Annotated in this window: 12 protein-coding genes and 2 pseudogenes; 3 read left to right on the top strand and 11 right to left on the bottom strand. The window is 56.1% G+C overall.

Features of this window, described 5'->3' with window-relative positions; translation table 11 throughout:
• Positions 1–325: 325 nt before the first annotated feature.
• Positions 326–895: an SgcJ/EcaC family oxidoreductase gene (locus RBB75_RS08065; protein ID WP_353070126.1), complete on the bottom strand. Its 570-nt coding sequence runs from the start codon at positions 893–895 to the stop codon at positions 326–328.
• A gap of 8 nt (positions 896–903) precedes the next feature.
• Here RBB75_RS08065 and RBB75_RS08060 point away from each other — a divergent pair, with 8 nt between their 5' ends.
• Entirely contained in the window at positions 904–2,736 is a 1,833-nt protein-coding gene (locus RBB75_RS08060; RefSeq protein WP_353070125.1) for a winged helix-turn-helix domain-containing protein, read from the top strand.
• A 776-nt stretch (positions 2,737–3,512) separates the two neighbouring features.
• Positions 3,513–3,914: pseudogene (locus RBB75_RS08055) on the top strand (site-specific integrase); the annotation flags it as partial.
• Positions 3,915–3,998: 84 nt separating this feature from the next.
• Here RBB75_RS08055 and RBB75_RS08050 read toward each other — a convergent pair.
• A pseudogene (locus RBB75_RS08050) lies at positions 3,999–6,701 on the bottom strand (Tn3 family transposase); the annotation flags it as partial.
• 156 nt (positions 6,702–6,857) lie between these two features.
• Between RBB75_RS08050 and RBB75_RS08045 the strand changes: the two are divergent.
• Complete coding sequence (locus RBB75_RS08045; RefSeq protein ID WP_353070124.1) at positions 6,858–7,415, top strand: recombinase family protein; 558 nt, start codon at positions 6,858–6,860, stop codon at positions 7,413–7,415.
• A 601-nt stretch (positions 7,416–8,016) separates the two neighbouring features.
• On the opposite strand, the gene RBB75_RS08040 is transcribed toward RBB75_RS08045, so the two are convergent.
• The 9 genes from RBB75_RS08040 to RBB75_RS08000 all read right to left on the bottom strand — a co-directional run bounded on the left by RBB75_RS08040 (position 8,017) and on the right by RBB75_RS08000 (position 22,069).
• Positions 8,017–8,499 (bottom strand): hypothetical protein, encoded by a 483-nt coding sequence (locus tag RBB75_RS08040; RefSeq protein WP_353070123.1) that lies wholly within the window; start codon positions 8,497–8,499, stop codon positions 8,017–8,019.
• Between the two features lie 10 nt (positions 8,500–8,509).
• Entirely contained in the window at positions 8,510–10,765 is a 2,256-nt protein-coding gene (locus RBB75_RS08035) for a hypothetical protein (protein ID WP_353070122.1), read from the bottom strand.
• Complete coding sequence (locus tag RBB75_RS08030) at positions 10,762–11,391, bottom strand: hypothetical protein (protein WP_353070121.1); 630 nt, start codon at positions 11,389–11,391, stop codon at positions 10,762–10,764. The genes RBB75_RS08035 and RBB75_RS08030 overlap by 4 nt, the downstream gene beginning before the upstream one ends.
• A gap of 69 nt (positions 11,392–11,460) precedes the next feature.
• Positions 11,461–12,522: an IPT/TIG domain-containing protein gene (locus tag RBB75_RS08025; RefSeq protein ID WP_353070120.1), complete on the bottom strand. Its 1,062-nt coding sequence runs from the start codon at positions 12,520–12,522 to the stop codon at positions 11,461–11,463.
• A 1,247-nt stretch (positions 12,523–13,769) separates the two neighbouring features.
• Positions 13,770–14,153 carry a hypothetical protein gene (locus tag RBB75_RS08020; RefSeq protein ID WP_353070119.1) on the bottom strand — a complete coding sequence of 128 codons (384 nt, stop codon included), beginning with the start codon at positions 14,151–14,153 and terminating at the stop codon, positions 13,770–13,772.
• A 192-nt stretch (positions 14,154–14,345) separates the two neighbouring features.
• Positions 14,346–17,108, bottom strand: a complete 2,763-nt coding sequence (gene mobF / locus RBB75_RS08015; RefSeq protein WP_353070370.1) for a MobF family relaxase — start codon at positions 17,106–17,108, stop codon at positions 14,346–14,348.
• A gap of 198 nt (positions 17,109–17,306) precedes the next feature.
• A complete protein-coding gene (locus RBB75_RS08010) occupies positions 17,307–19,052 on the bottom strand; it encodes a hypothetical protein (protein WP_353070118.1) in 1,746 nt (581 codons plus the stop codon).
• A 594-nt stretch (positions 19,053–19,646) separates the two neighbouring features.
• Complete coding sequence (locus RBB75_RS08005; protein ID WP_353070117.1) at positions 19,647–21,623, bottom strand: type IV secretion system DNA-binding domain-containing protein; 1,977 nt, start codon at positions 21,621–21,623, stop codon at positions 19,647–19,649.
• A gap of 8 nt (positions 21,624–21,631) precedes the next feature.
• Positions 21,632–22,069, bottom strand: a complete 438-nt coding sequence (locus tag RBB75_RS08000) for a plasmid mobilization protein (RefSeq protein ID WP_353070116.1) — start codon at positions 22,067–22,069, stop codon at positions 21,632–21,634.
• Positions 22,070–22,087: the final 18 nt, after the last annotated feature.

The following is a 22,087-nucleotide window of genomic DNA, read 5'->3' as shown; positions in this document are numbered from 1 at the left end:
GTTCTTCCCACTTCGCAAAATCCGGCTTGTAAAAACGTGTCGACAAAACCCATAAAACGAAAGCTGGGCGAGTTACGATCGACGGGATACGCTTCCACAATCGTTGCACCATTCGCCTTTGCATGGACAACCGCAGCTTGAATGATTTGTGGAACGAGTCCCGTCTTGCGGAACTCACGCCTGACGAACATACATGCCAATGACCAATCGGTCTCCTTGGATACCTGAACAATCGGCCAATTGTCTGGTGCTCGATTCAAGCTAGGGCCGTCAAGCCACTGCGTGCAGGCGAGTCAATGAACAGAGCCGATACTGATCCATGCCCTTAGTTCGGAAGCGCGACAGTATTCTGCCCGGAGGTAAACTTCCAAGTACCATCGGTCTGTTTGATTGCCAGATATTTGAAGTGGGTGACAAGCGTGCCTGGAGAAGACTCGACGATACCCGGTGGTAGACCCGCGAAGTTGATGACGGTCTGGTCGGTGTCGATCAGGACGGCCAAGTCAGAGATTTGGGCAAATTTGCGCAGAACGATGCCAATGGCGCTTCCCTTAAATGGTCCGGCGAATATTTTCGCGTGCTGTTGCTGAACCGCTGTCTTTCCGGTAAAGACTTGACCTCGAATATTGATGAAGTCTGCGTCCTCGGTATACTCGTCGGCGTATGACGCGCTATCGCCAGTGTTCCAAGCTGACTGTTCCCTGGCGAGCATCTTCTCGATGGCAACCTGAGGGGTATCTTCAGCGGCTTTTACCCCGCTGCAACCAGTGGTTCCGAATGTAAGCGTCATGATGAGTGCACCTATCCAATTTCGAATTCGCATTTTGGCATCCCTCAGCTGATGAGTCGACTTGTCATTGATAATGACAAGAACCTTTCCATAACTCCTGAACATGGTCTGGAATGTTTCTGAATATCGGAGAACGAGCGGTGAGCGATGGTATATGGAAGATGGACGGCATGGAACTCGACAGACGAAGCTTTTCGCTACGCCGTGATGGAACGATCGTGCGTCTGGACCCAAAGCCGCTGGAGCTATTGTTCCTCCTGGTCGAAAGCCGGGGCGGCGTGGTATCTCATGACGAGGCCCTACGCCGGGTATGGGGCGACGGCGTATTTGTAAACGGAGAAGCGGCGCTTTACACGGCGGTAAAGAAGATTCGCCAGGCGCTAGGCGATGCGACCCTGATCGAGACTGTCACGGGCAGAGGTTACCGGCTCCGGATGCCGGTCGCCCCCAAATCAGAAGGCGGCCGTCCTGACATCACGCGGCATGCACAGGAAGGTCAGAGACTCGCCATTCTTCCGTTGCTCAATCTCTCCAACGATCCGGAGCAGGATTATTTCTCTGATGGATTGACTGAAGAACTGATCAGCGCCGTCTCGCGTCTACTGCGTGGACAGATGGCGGTCATTGCACGGACGTCGGTGATGCGGTATCGCAATGTGAGCAAGCCGGTTGAGGAGATTGCCCACGAACTTAAGGTCGATTACTTAGTAGAGGGGAGCGTGAAGCGTGACTCTGAAAGAGTTCGCGTCACTGTTCAGCTCTTACGTTCGATCGACGGTACAGCGCTATGGAGCGAGAACTTTGAGCGCGTGGTCGGTGACGCGCTCGCTATGCAGTCGGAAATTGCACTTGCCACCGCAACCGCTATCGGTATCCAGATAGCGCCGCATGCCGCAGCGAGCATTCACACAGGTAGAGCTGGCCCAATAAACGCCGAGGTGCACGACCGTTATCTCCGAGCACGACATCTCTTGAGTCAGCGTACGAAGCCTGCTATCCAGGCGGCGATGCGCTATCTGCGAGAGGCTCTTGCTATCGATCCGGTCTTCGCTCCGGCCATGGCGAGTCTCGCCTTCTGCTATGCGGTGCTGCCGATTACCAGCCTCTTGCGCCCGCATGATTGCTTCCCGGCGGCACAGCATCTGGCAAGCGACGCGCTGTCGCTGGACGCATCGCAGACGGATGCGCACATTGCGTTAGGACTAGTGGATTTCTGGTATCGGCGTGACTGGAATGCCGCCCGGCACCACTTCCTCCACGCTTCCACACTGAACCCAGGCGACAGCGCTCCCCCAATGTTCTTGGCTCATCTTCATTCGATTCTGGGCGAGCACGAACAGGCGCTGACGACTCTGGGTTCAGCGCTTATCCTGGACCCAATCTCCCCTATTGTTAGAACCCATCATGGCCATTTCCTCTACAATGCGGGCCGGTCGATGGAGGCACTTCGTCCGCTCGAACAGGTTTTGGAGATGGCACCTCAGTTCTGGGTCGCCCATCTGATGCGCGGGAAGGCGCTCGCTACGCCTGATCATGTTCCGGGGCAAATTCCCGGTCTGTCGGCTACCTCCGGTGAGGCGATCAGCTCATTCCAGGTTTCAGAGCGTTTTGCCATGGGCAATAGCGAACCGTTGGCTTTTCGCATCCATACTCTAGCTGCAATGGGCCGAAACGGTGAGGCCGACGAGGCTTTCCGGACAATGCTGGAGATGCACTCAAGCACGCCGTCCCCACCACTGCATCGCGGGCTGGCTGCAATGGCTGTCGGTGCTCATTCCACTGCCCTCGAGATGATCGAAGAAGCATTCGGTGAGAACGATGTGCGCCTTGTCTTCTTGTTAGTTGAGTCGCGCTGGAACGGTTTGGGAGAAAGCACTTATGCGGACGCCTTGGAGCGAGCCAACCTGGTAATGCCTTCCTCGGAAGTTCCTAGTCGGGTCCTGTGAACAACGGATGATCGAGTAACGGTAATCCTGCTTCGCCAAGTCGAGCAATATTCCGCACCGTGACCGCATCGATCTAGAACCCGATTTAGGTTTGTGATCTCCGTCTTTCGGCTTAGTCAGAGAATCGCGCTTCTTGGATTCATAAACCAAAAGGCAGCTCTCGGAGAGTCACTGCTTCCGCCTCCACATTCCATGTAGTGCCAACCTTAGGGAGTCGCCTCGTCTCGAAGATAGAGCGAGCGAAGCTGAATACAGGCCCATGCTCTCGGGCCAAACTCTCTTCATACCTCATGCTCTCTACCATCATGCCTACGTCCTCCTGCGACGATGTGCGCCGCGCCAAGAAAGACAGAGTGCCCCGACCGCAACAAAGCGCGGCCTCTGCGTTCAATTCTTCCATAACTTCCAGGAATTCAATCTTGTCCCTGAGCACAACTCCGAATCTGCTATGGCTCGCGACTCAACTCTTGTATCCGGAGAAGCAGAACGTGTAAGCGGTCGAGGCAGGGAGGCTTCCGGACAGAATTAGCAAGCCTATCGCAGGATTTGATTAGTCTTTGAGAACTGTGGACGAACGGTATGTTCCAAATTCATCGCCCCGGAGGTAGACCAAAGTGATTGAAAGCGTCTCATATTATCCAAGCGTTCACGCCCGCCATCGTGCTGCTCCGCTCCTTAGAGAACGGGATGAGTATCTTACGCACCTCTTAGAAAAGGGTTTGGGAGCAACTCAAGTCCGGTGTGTTGCGGCCTTTCTTATTCACATCGTTCAACTCATGGCCTTAGACACACTTCGTGATGTGGAGCAGCATGAGATCGCAGAAGCGAGCAATCGCTGGATTGAGTATCGCAGTCCGCAGCGAAGGAAGACGGGAATCGGTGCCGGAGCGACTCCTAAGAACTTTGCCAGGATCGCGAAGGCCTGGCTCAGTTTCCATGGATGTCTTACTCTTCCTCCCACCTCAGGGTCAGGGTTTGATCCCATCATCGACGACTTCCGAGACGCGCTGACATCCAAGCGGGGACTCTCACCGGCCACCGTTCGCAGCTACACCCGAAGGACTCAGGATTTTCTGCGGTGGGCATCATCGTGGCACAGCGAGCTGGCGCTCATTTCGATGAATGATGTGGATCGGTTTCTGATGTCCAAGCGCGATGAAGGTTGGCAGCTCGCAACAGTCGCAACGCAGTGCCAGGCGTTACGAACGTTCTTCGGCTATGCAGAGGAACGTGGCTGGTGCCGACCAGGCATGGTACAGGGGATCTCGGATCTCTCCAAGACGGCAGAGGAAGACGGCTCTTGCGAGCGCGTTTCGGGCCTCCCCTTTGTTGAGGCCGGCGTGAACGCGGCGGCGGAGATCGACGCTTTGAAGCCAGGAGAGGATGAATAGGGTTCTTTCGATCCGGCCCAACTCGCGCAGGGCGACTGCGAGGCCATTCTGGCGAGGGTAGCTGCCCAGCTTGCGAAGCATGAGCGAAGCCGTCACGGTACCCTGCTTGATCGAAGTGGCGAGGCGGAGGATCTCGTTCCAGTGGTTGCGGATCGCTTTGAGATTGATGGCCCCGCCGATCATGGGCGCGAGTGCCTGATACTTGGTCTTGCCGTTTGGAAGGTACAGCTTGGTGTCGCTCAGATCGCGGATACGTGGAGCGAAGCGGAAGCCGAGCAGATGCATGAGAGCGAAGACGTGGTCGGTGAAGCCCGCAGTGTCGGTGTAATGCTCCTCGATCCGCAGATCGGATTCATGGTGAAGGAGTCCGTCAAGGACGTAGGTGGAGTCGCGCACACCGACGTTGACGACTTTGGAACTGAACGGCGCGTATTGATCCGAGATATGGGTATAGAAGAGCTTGCCCGGTTCGGCTCCGTACTTGGGATTGATGTGGCCGGTGCTTTCGGCTTTGCCTCCAGCCTTGAAACGCTGCCCGTCTGAGGACGACGTGGTTCCGTCGCCCCAATGCTCCGCGAAGGGTTGCCGAAACTGGGTATTGACGATCTCGGCCAAGGACGCGGCGTAGGTCTCGTCGCGGATGTGCCAGGCTTGCAGCCACGAGAGTTTCGCGTAGCTGGTTCCAGGGCAGGATTCCGCCATTTTGGTCAGGCCGAGATTGATCGCATCGGCCAGGATCGTAGTCAGCAGAGGTATCCGGTCCTTTGCCATATCGCCACTTTTCAGATGAACAAAATGCTTCGTGAAACCTGTCCAGGTGTCGACTTCGAGAAGCAACTCAGTAATCTTGACGTGTGGCAGTGATGCCGCAATCTGATCGATCAGGTTCTGTGCCGGTTGCGGCACCGTCGCGTCAAGCGGCGTGATCTTCAAGCCTGAGTCGGTCAGGATCGCATCCGGCAGGTCGTTGGCGGCGGCCATCTGATCGACCAATTTGAGTTGCTCATTTAGCGTTTCGAGCCGCACTTTCAAATATTCTTCGCAGTCTGGAGCGACAGCAAGAGGGAGCTCATGTGCGCCCTTAAGCGCCGCGAACTTCTGAGCAGGCAACAGGTATTCATTGAAGTTCTTAAACTGGCGAGAGCCTTCAACCCAGATGTCACCGGAACGCAGAGCGTTCTTTAGTTCCGCCAAGGCGCACAGTTCGTAGTAGCGACGGTCAATGCCCGTATCGGTAAAGATGAGCTTGGACCAGCGTTGGCGGATGAAGTCGAGAGGAGCATCGTCAGGCAGTTTGCGAGCATTGGCGGCATTCATCTCCCGCAGCAGTCCGATGGCATCTAGGACCGGCTTGGCGGCGGGAGCGGCGTGCAATCCGAGTACGTTCAACAGATCGGGCGCATAGCGCCGTAGAGTTGCGTACCCTTCGCCGATCCGGAAGAGAAAGTCGAAACCTTCCGGTTGCGCGAGCTTCTGCGCTTCTGTGATGCTCGCGGCAAAGTCATCCCAGGAGACGATTTGCTCGATGGCCAGGAATGGATCGCCGCCGTTTTGCTTTGCTTCGAGCAACGCCTGACCGACACGCCCATAAAGCCGGAGCTTGTCATTGATCGCTCTGCCGTCAGCTTGAAATTGATCCTGATGCTTGTGCTTCGCAGTGTTGAACAGCTTGCCGACGATCCGGTCATGCAGGTCGATCACCTCATCAGTAACCGTGGCCGTTCCTTCGGCCAGCGCGACGAGCGTTGCGTACCGGCGCTCTCGCTCGAACTTCATAAGGTCAGCCGAAGTCATTTGGCCGCCTTCCCGCGCAATCTTCAGAAGGCGGTTCTGATGAATCTGGCGTTCGATCCCGGAGGGCAGATCGAGAGCACGCCATGTCTGGAGCCGGTCGATGTGTTCGAGCATGTGCTTGGAGTTTGGTTTGAGCGGCGACTGGCGAAGCCATCCGAGCCGGGTCATGCTGCTGTCTTCTTTCCGCGCGAGCAGTTGGTCCAGCCGCTCGCGGTGGATATCTGTCAGCCCATCGGTCAGCTGTTTGTAGATGCGGCGATTGGCGCGGGTAATCGCCTCTGCGCAGACACGTTCGATGGCGTTCAGGCGTGGAAGAAGAATCGTTCGTTGGCGAAGTCTCTCAACCAGTTGGTTCGCAAGCACGATGCCTTTGTCCGTCTGCATCGCCGTTTCAATCAGTTCCTGGACGGCGAGCTTGTGATGGGCCGCCGTGAATGGTTCAAAGCCGAAAGCTGTTTGAAGTTCGACCAGATGCTCTCGCCTCGTCTGGGCGCGGCTGCCGTACTCGGCCCAGTGCTCGACCGGGATTTTCAACTGTCCGGCGGCAAGGTGAAGCAGAGGTGGAAAAGGCAGCTGATCGACACCGAGCACAACGCCAGGAAACCGTAGATAGCAGAGCTGCACCGCAAAACCGAGCCGGTTCGCCGCGCCGCGGCGTTGCCGAATGATCGAGAGATCGGATTCACTCAGGGGGTACTGCCGGATCAGGTCATCTCGGCTGTCGGGAATGGCAAGCAAACTCTCCCGCTCTGCGGCGGAAAGGATGGAACGACGGGGCATAAGGCTCCTCTTGAAAACAGAGGTTTATGAGAACACTCAACGAACATCGGGGAAAGTGGCTGAAACCTCACGTTCTGCGTTCTCATAAACAGTTCTCAAATGCTATTCTCAATCAACTCGCAAATCGATGAGTTCTGAGAATGAGGGGAGTTGTTCATGCTGATCGGCTACGCTCGTGTCTCCACCCAGGATCAGAACCTCGAACTCCAAACCGAAGCCCTAACCAAAGCTGGTTGCAAGAAGATCTTCTCGGACAAGATCAGCGGCAGCCGGGCCGAACGGCCTGGGCTGACTAAAGCGCAGGAAGCTCTCCGCGAAGGCGATACGCTTGTCGTTTGGAAGCTGGACCGACTAGGCCGAAGCGTCAGGCATCTCGTGGATCTGGTTGGCAAACTTCACAACGAGGGCGTGCAGTTCAAGAGCCTCACCGACGCGATCGACACCGGCACCGCTTCGGGGCGCTTCTTTTTCCACGTCATGGCCAGCCTCGCGGAGATGGAACGGGAGCTCACCATCGAACGAACCCGCGCGGGACTTGAAGTTGCCCGCCTGCTCGGCCGAAAAGGTGGCCGGAGGCGGCAGATGACCGACAGCAAGATCAAATCAGCCAAGAAGCTGCTCGCCAGCGGAGTGCCACCTCGTGACGTGGCTGGCAATCTTGGCGTCTCCGTCCCAACACTCTACAGATGGATTCCAGCCTCGAATCACCCTTAGTATGCTCTATTGTCCGTTTCTGACGTGACCCCAGGATGATCCTATGGTATTTCCACAGTTAGGGTATTTGACCTGACTAGGCTTTTCGTAACTGGATCGCGATCTACTACGTAGACGTTGTAGCTCCCGCTACTCAAGCTATATAACCGCTTAAGACCAACCAACTCTTGTGTGTTCGAGTGTGGCTGAACCATCGTACCAGCCCCTTCACGTCCGAGGGGGGCCTCCCCCTCGGACGTATCATTGCGTTGCATGATTTGAGAAGAGCCCTGCTTTAGTACGATTCTGTGATCACTCACGCTTCCCCTAAACGTTCGAATAACAAGCACTTTATCTGTTAAATTGGTCACGGTTATCTGAAGTAGCATTTCTTCCTTTTTTACTGATGGAAGCTCAACTTGTTTAATACTAAGAGAGAACCGCTGATTGACTCCTGGGGAATCGTTGCTTGAGGCTTTCTGAAAATCATCGTGAGCAGAAGGCACAATTGCAAGAGCTTGCTGCGATGCCGAGATAGATCCCACAATTGGAAACATCAGCAGTTGCGCTATCCGGCATCGAAAATTATCGAAACGGATAGATGTCGAAATCAGCATCGGAGCTAAGGAACCACCGTAAGCACAACGGTATTTGAGTACACATCCATGCGAGATTTTAGATCGCGTCTGTGAACCCGGAGCCTATAAACTCCAGGCATCAAAAATCCAGGCTCTGGTTTGAATCGCCATGTAAAATCGTCTTTGCTGTGTGGCTTTAGTATCAGCTTGTTGGTGTGAAGAGTTACGACTGGTTCCACCCCTTTACCGCCCATGGCGTGGATTCCAATGTCTTCGCCCTTGTTGTTCATCAGCTCCACTTCAACACCCACCCCATATCCGCTACCGGCGGACACAGTATCATCAGTTGAATTTGATGTAATCACTTTCACAATCAAGTCCTCCCCAACGTGCATAGTCGGTTCGGGCAAAGAAACTGTCATTTCGAACGTTGAGGGCTTCTGCTGTGCCACTGTAGGCGAACCTAATATTAATAGAATGGACGCAAGACCTATGACCATTTCATATCCACGCGGATAAAATTTCATACATCCCTTTCTACTGATTAAAGTAGCGCGCATTTTCTGTGAATGTCCAGTTTGGGTAGCCAGCTGCTCCTAAACCGGGTGTATTGGCTGTTCCACACTGAAGAATCCATGTATTTGTTCCTGCCCCTTGTCCCGGATTAAGAGTCTTGAGCGCATCTCCTGCGAAACCCCATGAGAGCGAAGCCATAGGTATTGGGATGGAGACGCACGTCGAGTCACTATAACTTATAGATCCGTTAGAGGCCTGTTGACTCGATGCCAAACTACAATCATGCGACCCATCCGTCGCGATCTGAGGGTCCCACAAAAGATAGGTTGTGAATTTTGCGCTTTCGGATTCCTCTCCCACCGAAACAAATTGAGTTCTGCCAAAGTGAGTTGGATCAAGCACCATACCGGGAGAATCCATGAACAAGATGTTCGCGCTGCTATGAGGGTACAACGTATCCAAACCGGGCTGTAAAACGAATGGGCTGCTTGTTGGCGAAGATGTGTACGAATATGACAACTGATTGATTACCTGTACGAACCTCCAATCACCACCAGAGAATCCGGTCGGAGCCGTTCCCGTGACTGTCAGTTCCATCCCATTGGTGTCTTCGTTATTTCCATTCGCAAGCTCGGGCGTAGTGTTTGCAGTTAATTGGCCAAAATACTGGCCGACGCCGTATATCTGTACCGGGCCAGCCGTCGGCGGCGTATTGTTGTCGGGGCCCTCCATGAAATTACCTCGGGAATCTAAATTTGGACCGGCCACTACGAACGTAATTGATACCGACGGTGGGGTGGTTCCATTGTTTGCAAGGTAGGAAAAAGTGAAGGTGTAAGTGCCAGGAGTGACAAAATAGAATTTGTTGAAATCACAATACTGCCCTGCTGCGCATGAAGTATTCGATATCTGCGTCAGAGCCTCAGTGAATTGCGAGGTTCCGTCAAAGCTTACGGTAAAGCCCGCAACCGCTGTCTGTGCAGAGAATTTACCATCTGGACTCCAAGTTTCACTTGCAACAAGAGGAGTGCCTGAAGGTGGAATACAGCCGGTAAATGTTATCGGTTGCCCAACTACAACGTTCTGACTTGACGTTACAGGTGATCCCGACGTGCACACGCCCGTAGTTCCAGATCCCAGGACAATGGTTGGAGCAGGGGCCGGAAACGCAACGATCACAGCCCCGTTGCTACCTGACGACGATTGTCCCGGTGTCCCTTGGACGAATCCATTTCCTCCTGAACCGTGGGACTGCACGGTCACAGTAGCGGGACCGTCCGGCGCATCGAGCGCTATGGAAACGCTTGTAGAGATGCTGGTGTCCGAACCCGTTGCCGCAGGACTGGGAGTGAGCACACCCACTCCAGCGATGGTGACAGTAGGCGCAATGCCGAAGCCCGATCCGGTAATGGTAAGCGGTATGACCGTACCGGCCGGCCAGAGATGCGGTTCCACATCAGCGACAACCGGAGAGGGATCGCCGACAGTAAATGTTTGTGGCTCGCTCTGACCGAAGCGATTGCTGAGGGTGAATTGACGCGCGCCCGTCGCGGCGCTGCCGTCTATCGAGTAATTCAAGGTTACCTGGGTTGCACTGAGGCTACCGGTGGTCAGAGAAAGCCCGGAACCTGATAGAACGGTTGGCGTTGTGGTGCCATCGAACACGTCTACAAGATGTGATCCTGTGACAGTGATTTGACCAGATGTTCCTCTGGCTGCGCCCGAAGGTGAGACCCCGGTAATCTGCGGAACGGCAGTCGAGATGGCGGCGGCCGTGTAGCCAAGAAAAAGGTTACTCACGTAGGTATAGTAGTCGCCGCCGCCGCTGGAGTAGTCGTAGCCGGAACTTTGATTCCCTTCTGTAAAGCCATATTGGTAGGGGTTTTCGTAGTAAGTGCCTCCATTTCCATCGTCGAACACGTAGAGCTGAGTGAGGTAATGAGCACCATCTACCTCGTAATCGTCACCAGTTTTGATGTTTGGAATACGACCGTCCAACGGAGCGTTCTGCCCATCGGTTGTGTAAGTGTAATTGCTGACAAGGAAACTTCCGTTGTCGTACAAATAGGCTTCGGTGTAAGGCGAGTAGTAGGCCGTGAGATCGTAGGTGATGTAGGTATTGGTAAAGGTGTAGATAGTGGTGGAAGTCGTAGAGGGGAGCACTTCAGAAATGCCTTCGACATAGCTCTGAGCATGCGCGGCAGTGGCAAAGATGAAAACGGCTGCTAAAACTACGAAGAGATAGAGACGTACACACGCTTTGAGCACAATGTTCATGGCTTCACCGCCGTGAAGACTTGATCGTTCGACGTTTGGGGGAGATGCGGTGGCCCCGGAGGATGCATAGGCTTGAATGCGACCGTTGGGAGAAAGTCTTTATGAAGAAACGCATCCATCGTCGCTGATGCTTTAGCCCCCAGCTGGTTCTTTAGATCGACAACTGTTTCAGAGATGATTGCTTCTCTTTCGGCCTGAAGCCGACTTAATTCCGGAGGTAGCGGAGGCAATGTGAGTACTTTGCCGGGTGGATAGTTATGGTGAAACGCGTCTATTACCGATTTAGCCTGCTCATCTTTTTGCTTAAGGCGAGCTGCCAAGGTCTGAGCCGCTTGACGAACTAGAGAATACTGAGAATCGTTGAACCCAAGTCGGCTCTGGTAATGGGTGCGTAGCATCTGCACGTCTGGATGCGACGGAGGCAGAGCGTCTGCTTTTTTGTCCAGGAACAACTGATAATCGAGAAAGTGCCAGTAGAGATGCTCCAGTGGCACTTCGTGACCATGACCAACGGACGGAGCGCTGGTAGGGGACTGGGCCGCTGCTGGGCTCAAAAGCAAGGAGCATTGAAGACAAACCCAAAAACACAAAACTTGAAAAATTGCCGTGCTGTGCATTCGCTTCATAACCAGTCCTCATTTTTTGTAGAAGCCCACTGATGGTGAAACCCAAAGAGTCAGAAAGGCGTTGCCGAGTCAAGGCGTAGAACAGCCAAAAGGAGCTGTAAGCGTGAAGTTGACCCCATTACTTGGCAAGCCACCGTCTGTGACGACCACGTTTCCACCTGAAACAATCGTCTGGGGAATCTGCACCGTGATTGCCGTGGGACTCCAGCTCAGAACCATGAGGAGACCTTGAAGGGGGTCACCCATAGAGACTGTGCTCGCCGGGCCAAAATTGCTGCCTGTAATGACAAATCCCATTCCTACCGGACCTTGGGGAAGCGATAGCCCTATGATGGTTGGACCGATGAGCGGCCCGATACTGTAGGGAAATGGATTACTAGGGAAGCCGTTTTGAAAGACCTGCGTCACACCATTACTCGCAGCACCAGCCGGGACAGTCACGACGATCGCCGTGTCACTCCAACTTGAAGCGCTTGCTTGAATGCCGCCTATGATTACAACGCCGTTACCCTGGGCAGCTCCAAAGCCGGATCCAACGATAGTGACCGGCGTTCCCGCAGGCGCGGGATTTGGAGTCACCCCAGTGATCTGAACGGAGGAGCCAGGCAACGTCCACGAGGCAGGAACAGTGCTTAAAATGGGGCCGAAGTCGGGAGACGACGGTATCGCATTGAACAGCGTAGTCAAATTCATATTTGGATTAAGAGCGATGTTTAGTGCAGCTTGAAAGGTATCGGTAGGAGCGGTTCCGCCGGGCGGTGTTGCAGCCGCAAAGAGGGTAGGACATTCGCTCGCCGAATTGACGCAAGCTTCGATCATGTCACCAAGAGTGTTTAGCGTTGTCTGCCAGGCGCTGCCGTTGGGAATGACTGCGTTCGCAGTATCGATGAGAGTGCTCGAATAGCCCACTGCGCTCTGCAAAGCAGACGTGCTATCGCTATTCGTGGCGAAGGAGTCTGTTGAGAGCGTCGCAAAACTACCTAATGCATAGGCTGCTGCAATTGTTGTGGTCTCGGAAATATCAACGAAGAAATGACCTCCGCCGCAGAGCGTAGGAATGACAGCAACCATTGCGATTGAGGGATTATTGGGAGCCGTCCCGACCTCGCCCCCGCTAATTAGGAAATACATGAAAGACTCGGAAGTCGGACAATTGTTCGAAGCACTGATGTGAAAATTTCCTTGCGCATCTGACATGACGTAGACACTTCCAGCGGGATCGGTCTGAGCTCCAGTCGCCGAGGAAGAGATCATTGAAATGGGAGGCGAGCCGTAGCCATTGGTGCTCATAGCAAACCAATAAACTCGCGATCCCGTCGCAGTAGGCGCGACTAGAGGGGTCAGGCCACCCTTATTCGCCGTCGTCTTGGTGTAATGAATCTTGCCGCTTTGCGCAGCAGCGTGCGAGATGCTGAAGGCGAATAGGCACGCTGTGAGGAGGGCAGCAAAGAAAAGTCTAGGGAGCGTTCGATGAGGCAACTTCTCTGAATCAACCATGGTATGAGTCCCATCTCGGGCTTCGAGGCGCAGTTCAACAGGAGCATTCCATTAACAGGTGGAATGCAAATAAGAGCTAGTTTGTAGTGATTGAGTCTGAGAGAAGGAGCCACAGGTAGTTCAGTCAGCAGGAACGATCTTTACTCAACTTTGCACGTATGAAGACTGTTGTTCAGCAGCCTGCATACATTGCCATGACCCTGAATCCGTGTCAAGCTGTTTTTATAATTTTTTTGTGAAACCACCCAAAACCTTCAAGTAAGGGGCATTTTTCTCAGGATGATATTGCGTGTTTTCACGCATGAGTAAGCCGGGCGACCGCGAGCATTCCCGGTTCTCCGTCCCTCAGAAGAGACGGCTCAGATGGCGTCGCCCGCCGTCAACCAGGCGGACGATCCTACTTGTTGACAGAGCGCTACGACCCCTGCGGCCTCAAATCAGTGAGCGTAGTTCTTATCACACAACTTCTAACGTTTGGTATAGCGACTCCATCAAAGCCACCCTCAGCGTAAACAAATTTCCTTTTCTTGAGGTGTCGCGATAACGACGGCTACGGATGGCTCTCGGCGAATGTAGACGCTTCTACTTTCTGAAACGTGCGTTTCTGCAATGAACTGTCTCAGCCCGGAACAATTTAAAAAGCGTTAGCGTGCTGTATTGTCCGTTTTCTGACGTGACCCCATATAGGACAGGCGGGCATTGGCTCTACGGAGAGGTATTTATCGCTGACACCGGAACGATTTCGAACACAACTGAACAAGCTGAGCCCAATTCGAGGAAAGAGAAGATGGCGTGACGACAAGGCACTAATGAAGTTTCTGGCGGAACTATAGGTCGGACACATCCTTCATTTGGAAGAATTGCGTCTGTTCAAGACAGTGTCACTGCAACGGGCCGTCCATCTTCAATACAAAGCCTGCGGAGGCGAGGGCTTCTTCTGTCGTTTCGCCAGTAGCGATGAGCGCATGGCCCTGTTGAGCCTCCAGGCTTACTGGCTCGGAGTCAGGGTAGACGAGTTCGGTTAAAGTGACAAAATCCGAAAACGGAATCGTTTTGATGCCTGGCTGAGGCGTGATGGTGGTACTAGCTTCCGTAAGCAGCGCAGCAGCTTTGGAATCCAAAAAACCAAGGGAAATCAGGATGTCTGCAACCTGTTGGATGACCATTACCTGCATTTCCCATGCCTGCGTCTGTTGCTCCGATTGCACGATGGCGACTAAGCGGAATCTCACGAATACATCCATGACCATAATCGTGGTTTTCATAAGGCCCTTATCATGCGAAGGTAGTGTTCTACCACCAGGTCTCCCCAAAGTAGGATAACTCGATGCCCCGTCCGAAACCTTGCCTCGGTTTGAACCCGGAGAATGCGCTGATCGCTGGCCCGAATTTATCTCACACGGTCGTGAGGCAGGCGGTGGCGGCAAGCGCGGACTCAATACATGTGGGCAGGCAGGCTACAGACCGATTCCATGCTCGTATTGCTGTTCATGCTTAGGTGCGATCTCCTGCTGAATCGACTTTGAGGTAGTGGTCTCTGTTGCGTGGGCGCTTTGGTGCGATACATCGTGGCCGAGAGCAGAGGAGAGTTTCTGCCGGTCGTTGGTGAAGAGCTGCGCGTCCTGCGCTCCGCGCGAGACGGCCACGTAGGCCATGCGATTGTTGAGCAGGTCCTTGGCCCCCAGCTCGGTATCGACGTGGATCAACACGCGGTCGGCGGTCTGACCCTGACTGGAATGACTGGTCACCGCATAGCCATGATCGAGATGCGGGTGCTTCTCCGGATCAAGCTCGACCGCGCGGCCCCCATCAATCTTGAGGGACAGCCTCCCATCCTCGCCGATAACCTCCACGGTCCCCAGCTCGCGATTGGCAACCTTCAGCTCATGGGAAGGCGCGGTGAGCTGCACCCGGTCTCCGATGGAGAACGCTCGCTCCTCTTCGCGATAAACGGAGACACCCTGTTGACGGCGCGGGTCGTAGGTCTTCTCCATACCGTCCTTCATCTCGACGGTAAGCCGGTTGCTGGCTGCGTCGATCTCGGTCACCTTTGCGTACTCGCCTTTGTGGATGCCGGTTTCTTTGGAGTCGCGCGAGTAACGCAGCACGTCGCCGACGTTGTACCGCTCGGCCCATGTACGATCTGCGCCGGTAAGATCCTGACGGGGAACGAGGACCTGCACGCGATGCTCTTCCTGACTGACAACGCCTTTAGACTGCATCTCCACATGAATCGCCTGGTTGATCTCCACTCGAGAGCGGTTGTCGGGAGAGACAACCAACGTGCTCTCCGGCGACCTCGCATACTCTTTTGCGATGGCTGCTACGCGTTCGTCATGGCCCTGCATTTCATGGATGCGGCCCTGCTGTTCTAACCCTGCCAGCGCCGCGCGGACATCGCCTCTCGCGAGTTGCTCGACGGTCTGTTTCAGCTCCGGGTCGCGCTGCCGCACGATCTCATCCAGCTTCACCGTCTTCATGCCTGCGTCCTGAAGCTGGGCGAAGATACGTCCTGCCTCTACTGACTCATGCTGCCGGGTATCGCCCACTAAGAGAACGCGGTCGTTCGGATGCAGGCGAGACACATACTCGTGCATCTGTTTCGTGGACGCGAGCGAACTCTCGTCCACTATATAGAGCCGGTGCTCGCCGGTGTCTACCCTCTGGCCTTGGGCCAGATGTGACTGTAAGGTCCTGGTCTCGATCCCGGCCTCACCGAGCTTCTGCGCGGCCCTCGATGTGGGCGCAAAACCCTCCACGGTATATCCAGCACTCTCCGCACCCTCGCGCACGACTGCCAGCGTCGTTGTCTTGCCCCCGCCCGCGACTCCATCCAAACCGACGATCTTCTCGCGCGAGAGAAAGATTTCATCGACGGCGCGGAGTTGACCGGAGTTCAGCTCCCGGTGGCGATCCTCCGTCGCAATTCGAATGTCTGGAGAAACTAGCATCGGGTCCTCGAAGCCGCGCCGGTTGCCTGCCTGCATGTGGGCGATGGTCTCGCGTTCCATGCGCAGCATCGCGGCGGTCGTGTACTGCGGTCCTGTGCCAATGTTCTCAACCTGGCGAAACTCCCCGGTTTGTACGCGGCACTCAAACTCCTCCCGCACATGGCTCGAAGTTGCCTCGCCGATGCCACGATCAAGGGCCGCCGCCAGAATGTCCTTTTTCGCATGCACAGCCCCGCGCTCGAAGAGATGATCGCGGGCGTAGGTCACGGCTTGTTGCGCCTGGTTCCCGCCTCGTTCCGGTTCCCGGGTCTGCTGCTGCCCTTGCTCCCTGGCCTGGGCGACAATGCGATCCGCTTGATGGCCGTACTGCGCGGCAAGATCCCGGTGCCGCTGCAACACCTCTTCAGGCGATAGCAGCTCCTTGCGATCACGCGTCCGATGCGCGGCGATCTGCGCCGCCGAGGAGCCATCCAAACCCTGCTCACGTTTGTAATCCTGAATCTGTTCCCGGCGCAAACTCGAGGCTTCGAGATACTCCTTCGTATAGCCCCTGATCTCGGGCTGCCCGTATTCCCCACGCTCCAACTGATACCCCAACCCCTGCAATCGTGTCGCCAGCTCCGACCGGTAGACAGCCGTCACGTACTTCTGGGCGGCGTACAGTTCGTGCGACTGCACGGAGCGGGTCAGCTTGCCGGGGCCGCCGTCGCGTTCGGTGACGTTGAAGATAACGGCATGGGTGTGGAGTTGAGGCGCAGCATAGCCATCGACGGGCCGCGCCGTGTCGTGCTCGAAGGTCGCGGCAACGAACTTCCCCGTCGTCTCGGGCTTATGGACGTTGCCGATCCGCGCCTGGGTGAACTGTTCCAACTCCCCTAGGGCGACACGGACGCTCTCACGGTGTGCCTCTCTTACGCGTTCATCACCGCCCACAAGCGCGGTGATCGAAACCGACTTCGGCGCGGAGATGGTTCCATCCCATCCAGCACGGTGCTCCACGCTAATGACTTCCTTGCCAATCTGGTTTTCGTAGGTCTTCTGCGGCTGATGGCGAACGAGCTGTTCGCCAGTCAGAGGATGTTGGCCTTCTGTCAGTCGGGCAAACTCTTCATTGCCGACCGGACCTTGCAGGCCCCACCTCTCGGCCAGTTTGCCCTGCCACTCGCTGTGGCCCTGCCGATCCCGGCTCCAGTAGCTCTGCTTCTGGGACACGAACTCTCGCTCGTGATACGTCCGCGCTTGCCCTGCTGACAACGGTTTTGGAGACATCGAGAGCATGGGGCTTGCTCCAAACGACTAGATGAGCCACAGCAAAATTCTACTCACGTTGGTAAACACATGCCGACTTCACGTCACTAATGCTTGAACTATCCAAGAGTGAAGGGCGAAGACCACGAGGGACGCTTCCGGTAGGCCACTCCGTGCACCTGCTACAGCAGGAAGCCTCCTAGGCGCTCTACTAGATTATTAGGGTGTGATTGTCACTGGAAGGATGGGGCCGGAGGACGGAAGACCGCTACGCGGCGCGGGCGTTGTTTGCATTGGTTCCGGCGCTGCGGGCGGAGGTATAAGGAAGTAGGTCCCGGGCGCGACTGCATATTTTGAATCCAGGCGCATCGTGAAGAACGGACTGGGCCGCGTGAGACTGCCGGAGATGCAGCTGTGTGGGGGGACCGGAAAATCGATGTTGCTGTCGCAGGCCATCACGCCACGAATCCGGGCGGCCAAACCCTTACCAGCTTTCCCCTTTTCGACCTCCTGCCGGGTTAGTACGAGACGCCCGGAAGAGTCGAGCACGTCGAAGGCCGAGTAAAGGTAGTTCTCCACGTCCATGCAGGTGAAAATCGAAACCGGCCTATCCGAGCGGTTATGTACCCAAACTGTGACCGGAACCCCTTTGTCCAACGCTCCTGGATGAGTTGCCAGACCCCACTCCAGATCGCCGCGAGTGAGGAACATGACGGGCATGCCGGTTTCGTCGCTCACGTTTTTCCTACAGTCGTCTGGTACGTTCGCCAGCGAAGGCTGGAAGTGCTGCTGTTGTAAAGATCGTTGCCGGTTGTAGGCGAGATTGAGCGGATCGTGATCGTAAGCGCCGCTTCGCCAGGCGGACACAGCGATCTGCCCGCAATCAGCGGTATCGAAGGAAAGCTTCGGTAGTCTGATGCCGCCGATTTTAAGATCGACAGCGGCCAACACAGTGCAGTTGTTGGCCAAGCGCTGCGGCAGCAGCGTAACGGCGACAAGGAAGTGAGCAGATTCGGCAGGGCGGAGGTCAATCCAGCGACTTTCGCGCGGCTGAAACAATGTAGTGGCGCAGTTTCTGCATATGTCTCCCGCCCAATAGGGGTTCGACGGCTGGGCACCTGGAATGAGGAAGTGGACGTCCGGAAGACCGCCGAGCCTGCAAGTCTGCGCAGAGGTATTGGTGACCTGGAAAGCCCGGCCATCTTGCCATTGCTGTCCATCGTCGGCGTAGCTCGTGGCGGTGCTCCAGTGCACCCCGAGATTAACCGACGGCGGGCTGAACCCAAGCTGACCGGCCGTGCACTCCGGGACCGACGCTTCGACCACTGGCAGCATTGGCTGCGTAGAGTCACGAACGTCAAAGCTCACCTCGGCGGTTTGAAGAGTGGGAGCGCCTCGCTGCGTGGTGACGGTGGTCATGCGGTACTGCACATTACCGGTGCGCTGGGCTAGCAGACCGTAATCCCGCAGAAGAAGCTCCTGCAGACCGTCGTGAATAGCCGGGCTGCCGTGCGCGATGTTTGCACAGTGATTCACATAGATGGTGTTCTCACCATCCTCTTCGCGCCGCTGCAGAGTGCGAAACGGACAGGTGGCGAGCGCGGTTGGCGACTCGGAAAGCAAGAGGACCATGAACTCGGCGTAACCGGATTCGAACGTGCTCTTGAGATACTCGACCGCATGAAGGGTGCGGAGGTGCAGGGGTGCGGTGCCTTCCAGTGGCAGAACGGGGCGAGCAACATCACTGGGCTTGATCTTGTAACTGTCTAGCCACTCCGCGGGGACATCTTCTGTAGCAAGGAAGGGCCCAGCGCGAAGCCTTGATGTCCAGATTCCCCCGCAACTGCGCAGCCAGAGGTGATGGGTGCGGAGCAGCTTGGGATTCCCCTGTCGCTCCAGTGAGAGAGTAAGGTCTTCGTAGCTTGAACAGCCGCCCCAGGCGAAGTTCTGATAGACTCCCGGCACCGCCGACCACCCGAACGTTAGATGTACCTGTTCACCGGGAGCAAGCCGATTGTGGGCCGACGTAAACAGCCGAGCTTCGTCGCTGTTGTCGTTACCACGTGCGTATGGGAATTGGGAGCTTTCTGTATCACCACTTAAGTCTGCATTTACCCCTGAGAACGTGCAGTGCGAGGCGCTACGATTCTGAAAGACCACTGCGAAAAGTCCGGCAGGCGATGAAGATGCATCATCAGAGGGAAGGAGCATGCTGACATCCAGCATGGCTTGAGTGCATTCAGGAACGTCGTTTGTCTGGCAGTGGGCCTTTGAGTCTGAAAAGGGAGCGCACGACACAAGAAGCAAGCCTCCCAACAGGTTGCGGAGCGCTGTGCGTCGCGACGGGTCGATGCTGAACGAGCAACGATTCATATGGCTGTTCTTCTGGAGGGTAGACGATATGAATCTCTCTTCGGCTGCATTCTGTAAGAAATCCTTTCCTGCCATGACACCTTCGGCACGGGTGGCGGCGAAACTTAGTATCCAGTGATGCAATGGACATGAGGCTTCTGAGCATCGTGTGTGTCGATCAGATAGTAACGACAAACGAACATCTCGTCACTCAATCCCTTTGCTCTCATCCCATACAAACCCTTCCCTGGGTCTTCTGTTAGTGGACGGCGGATCGGCAAGGGGTAGTGAAGCCTGGACTGCCGCCGTCGGCTCGGCTTGTTTCGGATGCGACGTGCGTGCCGACGACGCTGGCACAGGGGAAGTCGGCCTGGGCGCGGCCTGCCGAATCTTCCGCTCTACAAAATCAGGTTCTTTCGAGCGTTTCGTTGCCAATCGGAAAACGACGGGCACAACGCGATTTTCTTGTTTGATGAAACCGTGCAGCGGCTCAAGGCCGGAAATTTCCGACGGCATGATGAGCGCTTTGGTGGCAATCTCCATCGCATAAGACTTCTTGCTGCCAAGTAGCCCGATGCTGCGCGACTCCTTCAATCGCTCCACCTCGATCTCGCCAATCGCGTCAGAAATCCACTTGGCCGCGCGCGGTTCGGAGGTCTTGAAAAATACCTTCGTAGCGGGCTGAGAGAGCATGACTTCGGCGTCATGGCCGTAGCGTTTTTCGAGTTGGCTACGCCCCTGGAAGCCGAGCACGACGGGATTGCCGTACTTGCGATTTTCAGTCACGGCAGCGTGGAGCTGGGGTAGCTTGTTCAAGCTGGCCAGCTCATCAATAACGAACCATACCGGTTTGGCGGCGGGATCATCGCAGGGGCCTTGCATCCGCAGGATGAAAAGATCGAGCCATACCGAATGGAGCGGCAAGACCTTTTCCCGGTAGTCGGGGCTGGAGGTCAGAAACACCCAGCGCTTGCGCTCCTTCCTCCAATCCGCCGTTGCGAAACTCGCCCGTCCATTGCCACCCTCGGGCAGTAGCTCGAAGCAGTCCGCTACCAAGTTGAGGCTCGACAGCACCCCGGCCCTCTGCGCCGGAGCTGCCGGGTCGATCAGCGCAGCCAACGGTGTTCCCACCACCATGGAAGCAAGCGACTCAGGATCGCTCATCCACCGCAAAAGGAAGTGCGTCGGCATCCGACGCCGCAGCATGGCGGCAAGCAACCGACGCGGAGCGTCGGTGAAGAATGCCTTCTCGTACTCCTTCTCTGGAAGAAAAGCAGCGGCGATCGTAGCGGCGGTCTCATCGCGCACGATCTCCTGATCGAGACTCCAGTAGGGACACCGGGCGTCGAGAGGGTTCAGGATCAGGTCGCCGCGACTGGGGTCATAGAACTCCCCCACGAAATCCATTGCTGGGTCGTAGACGATGGCCGTCTCGCCGCGATGCTGGACATGGCGGAGAATCTGCCGGATGGCCGTCGATTTACCCGAACCGGTGTCGCCGATCAGCTCGATATGGCTGGACTCCAGACGGCGCGGAATCCGGAAATTCGGCCCGAACGGAAGCCAGCTCCAAGGAGCCTTTTCAAAGCGCAAGTGAAAAGAAATCCCATCCGTTCCGAGTCGGCGACGCCAGCCGCTTGACAGCAATTCGGGACCTTTGGTCCGCCGTCCGTGCCGCTCCTCGTGCTGCCCACTACGTCCTCGTCTAAGCTGAAGCCGGAGCGCGTACAGCAACAAAATCCCAGCCAAGCCGTAGATCATGGGCCGGGCGAAGAGCCACAAAACGCTCTCGCCGTCGTAGATCGTAGCCTGGAGATACGGAGCCAGCTCGGAGGAGCGAACCTTCTCCGGAGGGGTCTGAACCACTTCGCGCCAACCCTCTTCGATGGCCTTGGCCGAGAGGCTGACTGGCAGTTTTGGACTCGGCCCAGAGACCGCATCCTCGGGCAAAATCCTCTCGGGTTTTCGTCCGGGAGCGGTTTTCATCACCCACCGGATGGTCATCAGATTGCCGGGCAGGCGAGCACCAACGGTGCTCGCGGAGTACACCGGGAGATAGATTTTCTGGAGCGGGGGGAGTGTCCAAGCGAGCCAGGCCGAGACCGAAACAATGAGCGCGAGCGGCCCCAGCGTGACCCAGACAAGTAGCCAGAAGAGCCTCCCTGTCCGGCTCGGAAACTGCATCGGGCGGCTCAGGGTTTGCCCCCGTTCTGACTCCCGTCTTGCCCTCCCTGGGCGAGAAAATCCGCCATCAACTTCCGGGCGCTTTCGAGCTTCCGAACGTCGGCCTGGTCACGGATTTTTAGCACGGACTCAGGGAGCAGATGCTTGCCTTCGGCGTTCGCCTGGCCGGTCGCATGGAAGAGATTCAGGAGCATGTACCGGGTCGCCGAAACCTCCGAAAGCAGCAGCTCCATCGGGTCCGCCGGACGCTGCCGCGCTGTCTTCAGGGCCAGTTCGCGCAGCCATTCGGCCAGCGACTTCCCGTCGCGGCTGGCGGCGACTTCGACCTCGCGCAGCTCTTCCGGCGTGAGTCTGGTTGCTACCGTTTTGGCGCGGAGACCAGGGCGAACTTCATCGTCGGTTGGCGATGGAGGATGCGCTGGGGCCGGGATGCGAGGAGTGGTCATGGGGAGGGCCACCTCAAA

Source organism: Tunturibacter empetritectus (assembly GCF_040358985.1).
GTDB classification, from domain to species: domain Bacteria; phylum Acidobacteriota; class Terriglobia; order Terriglobales; family Acidobacteriaceae; genus Edaphobacter; species Edaphobacter empetritectus.
Note: the sequence above shows the minus strand (reverse complement) of the source record. Positions and strands in the feature narration are given on the sequence as shown.